The 6,690-nt window shown below is 33.0% G+C and carries 2 protein-coding genes; both read left to right on the top strand.

All coding sequences use genetic code 11. The features are described 5' to 3' along the window. Positions 1 to 1,233 precede the first annotated feature (1,233 nt). Positions 1,234 to 2,478, top strand: a complete 1,245-nt coding sequence (locus tag DFQ06_RS00615; protein WP_133965428.1) for a glycosyltransferase — start codon at positions 1,234 to 1,236, stop codon at positions 2,476 to 2,478. Between the two features lie 9 nt (positions 2,479 to 2,487). Then, on the top strand, positions 2,488 to 6,681 hold the full coding sequence (locus DFQ06_RS00610) for a phosphodiester glycosidase family protein (protein ID WP_133965426.1): 4,194 nt from the start codon (positions 2,488 to 2,490) through the stop codon (positions 6,679 to 6,681). Positions 6,682 to 6,690: the final 9 nt, after the last annotated feature.

Below are 6,690 nucleotides of genomic sequence, written 5' to 3'. Positions count from 1 at the left end.
ACTAAACAATATACTTATGAACTTTATAGCTAATTACGTTGCCGTTTTTAGCGGCTGCAAACTTACAACCTTTTCTGAAACTCACAATGTTTTTTGATTCTTTTTTTAAAAGTTTTTTACCGCTTTTAAAATCTTAATCAATCAACCTGTTTATGAACGTTACCCGTTTAAAGTTTTACCTTTTTTAGCGGGGTGCAAATATAGATCCCTTTTTGGTTCTGACAACCTTTTTTATGAAGTATTTTTCAAGTTTATTTTAAATAAATGTTTACCAGCGATTTACATTACAACTTTCTTTTGATATTACATCTGTGTTTATCGTTATGACTAATTAACGGTTTTATTATACTCTGTATTTTATCCCGTTTTAGGGTGAATTTTAATTTAACTGTCTCTTTTTTTAATACAATCGGTAGTGATATTATATTCCTTTATACAGAGAAACACTCATTTTACCTGTATTTTTTATTTTGTAATTATGTTTTTTTATGTACTACTGTGCTTTTTGTTCATTTTTTTAAGACTAGTTAGAACTAATAGGATTCATTTTTTTTAATTTCAACTAAATAAAATGATGACTTAATTCATCCTTATATATAGAGACATGTGTTTATTTTAGTTTTGATATTATTTACTACCTTATATATAGGTACAACTATTTTATTGTTTTCTCTTTTTATGTCTACCTATATAATAGGTATCTAGTGATTCGATAGTACTTCTCCCCTATTTTAGTTTACACCTATTATATATAACATTATACGTTTTGTAAACTAAAACTATATTTTGGTTTAAAAAGTGATTATGCAAACTAGCCCTGCGTTAGGGATTGAACGGCATGTTTGAGCTCTTTTTGTGTGGTTGCACCTATGCAACACAAAAAAGCGAGTAGTGAAAGCCCGACTCTAGCTATACCACTAGAAGGTGTAGCTAGAGTAACGCCCAAACAACAACCTAACTCAACCAATTTATTCTTTTTTTACAGTTTTTCTTTAAAACTTAAATTTTAATTACGAAAATGCACAAAAAGATGATTAAAACACAACATTTTATGATAAACTCAAAATATTCAATTATCAATTTATCTAGATTAGAGGTTTAAATTTAAAAACACATAATTTATGGTAGCTTAAATTTTTGAAGTGATAATTTACACAACGCTCTACCTGAAAACCTTTTAATTTTTTGAGCTATAACCTATATTTAAAGGATACAAACCTTTATTTATAGAACATGCGAATAGGTATTATTATTGGTAGAATTGGCGGCGTGGACGGTGTTGCGCTAGAAACTGAGAAATGGATTGATGTATTAAAAAAATTGGGACATGAGGTGTTTATTATGTCTGGAGAATTTGAGTCGTGGACTATGGATTACGACCATGATTACTTGTTTCCCGCTTTATCGTTTTTTTCGGTAGAGGCTGAATGGGGACAGCGCAAAGCTTTTTATGAACCGGATAAAGACCCTGGACCTTTGTTGGAGCATGTTGAGAGCGCTTCGAATATGATTCATGATGCGATGGTTAAATGGGTAGGTGACAAAAAAATTGAGGTGCTACTTTCTGAAAACGCATCGGCACTACCCTGCCATCTTTCTATGGGTGTGGCTATTAAAAAACTGATTAAAACTACTGGCCTGCCTATTGTAACTCATGATCATGATTTTCACTGGGAACGTGGTGAGCGCTATATATCGGCTCATCCGGAAATTAACCAATATGTGGATGATAATTTCCCCTTGCTATTACCTGACGTAAAGCATGCCGTTATTAATACGTTTGGTGTTGAAACGTTTAAAAATAGATTTAACATAGATGCTACTTTAGTGCCGAATGTTATGGATTTTAATCGCATTTATGGCGTGCCAACTCCAGAAAATCAGTTTTTCCTGAAAGACTTAGGTATTACCGAAGATGAAATTGCGCTTTTACAAGTTACCCGTATTGTGAGGCGTAAGGGTATTGAAACTGCTATTTCTTTAATTGATAAACTGGATGATAAGAAACTAAAACTTGTTATTACCGGTAATAATAATGATGATGAAAATAAGGAATATTATAATGAATTAATAGACCAGATACATCAACTTAATTTATCGAGCCAAATAATATTTGCTGCAGATAAGGTTTTAGATCATAAAGACCTATCGGACGTTTATGCCCACGGTAGAGCAGCAACCTACTTTAGTACTTATGAAGGTTTTGGGAATGCTTTTGTAGAAACTGTACTTGCCAAAAAGCCAATTTTTGTGAATAACTACAAACCGGTTTACATGCAAGATATTGGTAATAAAGGTTTTGAAACCGTAATGATTGAAGATGGCAACTTAACTCCGGAGAGCGTGCAACAGATGTCTGACATTATATACAACCCACAACGTTGTCTAGAAATTGGTGAATATAACTTTGAGATAGGAAAAAAGTATTTTTCTTATGATGTACTAGAAGAGAAATTAAGCAGTTTATTTAAATTTTAAAAACAAATAATGATTAATAATAAAACAGCGAGAATACCTAACATATTAAATACATTAAGAAATGAAAAAATAAATACTTGGTTTGACCTCGGTTTATTTATTGATAAATTTAAAGAACAAAATTTTGCATCGGCCTTCAAAGGAAAGGCTTCTACTTTCGATGCTGAAATTGAAAAAGGTGGTGTTGCGTTTCTTACCTTTTACTTTACCATAGATGGTATTACGGTAGAAACGGAAAAATATGCCAAAATCTTTAAAAACATATATCCCGATATTCCCATTCACTTTGTTGCCGGAGATATAAAGGACGAGGCAGATGAGCTAATCCCTAATGGCGCTTTTAAAAAAGTAATTCCAGAAATGGAAGCCTTTGATGCTTGGCCGCTATACGAAGACTTCTTTAATATAAAAATGGAACGTGGCAGTGAGGCTTACAATGCACTTATTGGAAAATTCTGGAAAGAGGTTTTAGTTTTAGTCGAAAAACTGGGAAGTTACATTGAGGAAAACGATATTTCGCTGTTGTATCTCATTAATGTTTGCTCCAATCCAGGAAATGTTTCTCTAGCGCTTGCCACAGTTTTAATTTCGGAATATTTAGGTATTCCTGTAATAAACAACAATCATGATTTTTATTGGGAAGGCGGTAATAGAAAGGAAGACATTGTAAAGAAAGGTTTAAAAAAAGGGCCAAGAGATTTCTTTTTTCATAATGCACATATTGGCGAATTTTTCTCTGTTATAGAAATGGTTTACCCATGGGAAAGTCGTTCTTGGATGAATGTGAATATTAACAAAATGCAGCAAGAGCATCTTATTAATATCAATGGTCATAACCCTGCAAATGTAGCCTTACTCGGGACTGCTGTAGACACCAAAATGCACCAAATGAGTAAACGCGATATTATAAAAGCGTTTATGCAAGTCTCTACCATATTTGCAAATGAAAAAGACACCATTACCGTACATACTGCTGCTCACCATAAAGATAGTGAGCGCTCGCTAAAACCTATACTTTTAGGACATAAAACCATTAAAAATTTCGATTTTGTAAACAACAACATCGTATTTCTACAACCTACACGAGTGATTAGTAGGAAATCTATTGAACTTAACTTTAAGCTTATTAAAAGGTTGTTTTCTTACGATTCTTTTGCAGAGAAATTCACTACTAATCCGCAATTAAAATTATCACTCATAGTTTCTGGCCCTATTCCTCATGGTCAGCAAAATTATTATCGCGATTTAAAAGAAGATTTTACAAATTTCCTTAAAGAACTTCCGAAGGAATATAAATCCCGCGTATTACTCGGCTTTTTATTTAGTGAATTTGATAAAAACGAGTTTAAGAAAAAATATAAGAAACCTTTAAATATTGAACAACTATACGATGTTGCTTCTCTAATTTTATTACCAAGCCAAACCGAAGGACGTGGCCTACCTATTATAGAAGCCGCAGCCTGCGGAACACCTATATTTTGTAGACAGTATGAACCAAGAGAAGTTTACGACCAAGTTATTGGTAGACACTTAGATGAATCTCTGCGCTTAAACGTTTTAGAGTTTAAAGGCTCTAAAGTACCTAAATTACTAGCTGAAAAAATATGTGACCATGTATTTTATCCTCAAAACCGAATGGTAGATGTTACACATAATAGAAGTGTAATTAACAAGCGCTACAGCATAGAGTCTTTAGAAAAAAACATGCGATATATTCTTGAGCGCATGTGTTTACAGCTTGATGCTCTAGGTAGTGAAGATAATACGCAAGTTGTTACCTTATTAAAAGAGTATAAAAAATCTGTTGATTTTGAAAATGAAGATTTAAATGCTATTCTGAATAAAAAAACGAGGCATTATTTACCAGGATATGGCCGCTTATCTTTTATGCTGTATTTAAAATCTTTAATAGACCCTAGCTTTTTTAGGGTTGAAGAGCAGCTTGTAAAAGGAAAAGTAATGCGTTATGCCAGAATGATGGAAAACGACATTCCTGATTTAGTAAATACTAATTTGCAACAGATCCATAAATACTACAATGCTATTGATGATATTTTTAAATATGTAGATGGTGAAATTTCAACGAGACATGATCACGCTCTAACCTATAGACATCGAAACAAAAAATCATTCGCATATCAAGCTTTTACCTATCAGGAAGTAACAGGCTTAGTGAATATGATTTATAATGATATTTTTAAACCTCAGCATTTAGCCGATTTAACTTTGGCTCCACAATTTTTCGCAGATTGGGAATTGGCTCTTTTTCAACTAACCAACAGTAAATATTTGGGTATCGATGATCGAAAAATTCTAACCACCAATTTAAAAAAGAATGTCCCAAAAGGATACTTCCCGGGACGATACATTAAACATGAGTTAGAATATTTTGTTTTGCAACCTATTCGTGCTCAATTAAAATTAACTATAGAAGAAGAACTTACAGAAGAAGTGCTACAAAGTAATGTAGATTCTCTAGAAAAGATATACATATTTATCCATGAGCCGAGAATAACCAAGTGGTTTTCTAGCGCCAATATTAAAGAATATTTAGAAAGCGGCAAAGAACCAGAATTGGGTTTACTATATAAAGCAGGCGTTGTTCAAATAGTTGAAACAAAACAATGGTCGGAAGGTGTACATTTTCCGCAAATGGGACCAAAAGCCATCAAAATTTTAAGAGACATCAAAGAAGCAAATGGTTTTTTAATAACCAACGGTGAATATTCTGCGATGATGACTGACATTATAGAAATTGATCACTTCCATATTGGCAAGGTTTTATATGAAATGACTGCCAAAATTATGGGCATACCAAAAGATAGTGGTTTTATTCAATTTGTACCAGCAGCTGTTCGAACCACTTTAGCATACCCTACTCCAATACAAACAGCGAAAGATTTCAATTTAGCTTTAAAGAGTGATGATTTTAATGCACTGAAAAATACTATTGGAGAAAAAGAATTACTTAAAATAATTTCTACTGATGCCATAGAAAACGGAACCCCAATTGTTAAACTTCTTGAACAAATAAAAGAAGGTCTTAAAAAAACGAAAACCGTTGAAAAAGTAAAATCTTCTTTCGCTGGTGGCGTTTATAGCGATGGACTACCATGGAGTGGCGTATTAGCCGAGATTGACACAAAAAAACATAAATGGAAATTTGCGGCACACATTGCAAATAAGGAACCTAAAAATGTACCTGCTCTAATAAAGGAATATAAACAGAAAAGCAAAAACCCAAATAAAATAGAACTCGCTTGGAATGGTGGCTATATTTTAAATCCTGAGTTAGTAGGCAAACTTGGACTACCTGAAACCTATATTGGTTCTCCTTTAGGTTTATTGATTATGAACAATAAGGTGTTTTGTCCGCCACTATTTAATAAACCTGCATTTATTATTTATAAAAATGGCGATGTTGATATCAGGAAAGTAAATTGTGAAGCTGGTTTAATTGTAAAAGGCAAACAAAAAAATATTGTTTTCAGTTCGAAAAACTATAATAAGCATAGCGATTCCGAAGCTTGTTTTTACGATTTATCATATTCCGAAGAAACCTTTAAAGGAAATGGAAATGTTATTATCAGAATTGCAGGAAATACTGTAAAACAAATTATTAAAACGAAAGCAGGTGAATCTGTTCCTGCTATTTCTGTAGGCATCACTTTATCTGTTCCTTCTAACATTTTCTCGAGCACGATGTTTAAAGAAGGCATGCCTTTAGATATTCAATTATTAGAACCAAAAAACAATCCTTTTAAATGGGATGAGATTTCATATGCTATTGAAGCTGGCCCTATGCTAATTGATAGCGGAAAGCAAATTTTAAATATGGAAGATGAAGGTTGGAAAACCTCTAACTCTATTAAAACGCAAGCCGCTAGGTTAGATTTCACAGATATGCGCGGACCAAAAATTGCCGTAGGGATTACAAAAGAAGGTAAGCTTATGGTGCTTATGGTTAATGGAAGAATTAGAGAATCGGTTGGAGCTACTCATTTTGATATGGTTGATATTCTTCTAAAATATGGCATGGATAAAGCTATGGGGTTTGATCCAGGAGGAAGTAGTACCTTAGTTGTTGATGGAAATATTATGAATATCTCGCCTTACAATAAAAATTACGAGAAAGATATTTACTCGTTACCACCAGAACCTAGATTTGTAGCTAATGCTATTATGGGTTGGATTGATGATTAGTTTTGATTG

The sequence above is a fragment of the Algibacter lectus genome (assembly GCF_004368925.1).
GTDB lineage: Bacteria > Bacteroidota > Bacteroidia > Flavobacteriales > Flavobacteriaceae > Algibacter > Algibacter lectus.
The sequence above is the reverse complement of the archived record's forward strand: the minus strand, read 5'-3'. Positions and strand labels throughout refer to the sequence as shown.